The 476-nt window shown below is 36.6% G+C and carries 1 protein-coding gene; it reads left to right on the top strand.

The features are described from left to right. Positions 1 to 476: IS91 family transposase (locus ciss_RS04620; protein ID WP_143298479.1), on the top strand; the 476-nt coding region annotated here is incomplete at both ends.

Genomic DNA, 476 nt, shown 5'->3' with positions numbered 1-476 from the left:
TATGTGGAATATGTATGTGTAAAATGTAACGGGAAAGAGAAAAAGAGAGTAGGGTTTACGTGCAAAAGCAGATTTTGCAATCGATGCGGAAAAATATACATAGAGAAATGGGTAGAAAAGCAAACAGAGAGGATATTGGAAGTAGGGCATAGGCACATAGTGTTCACCATTCCAGAAGAATTAAGGAATATATTTTACCACAATCGGGAACTGTTAAAAGACCTGAGCGATAAAGCAGCTGAAGTAATTCAGTATTGGTACCGGGAGAAAAGTAGGAAAAGAGGATATGAAGTAGGGATAATAGCAGTAATACACACCTTTGGGCGGGATCTAAAATTCAACCCGCATGTACATGTATTGGTGACCGAAGGAGCAATAGATAAGAACAAAATATGGAAAGAAGTGGGGTTTATACCGTACGAATATTTAAGAAAAGCATGGCAAAAAGTTTTACTTGACTTAATAAAACAAAAATA

Source organism: Carboxydothermus islandicus (assembly GCF_001950325.1).
GTDB lineage: Bacteria > Bacillota > Z-2901 > Carboxydothermales > Carboxydothermaceae > Carboxydothermus > Carboxydothermus islandicus.
Note: the sequence above shows the minus strand (reverse complement) of the source record. Positions and strands in the feature narration are given on the sequence as shown.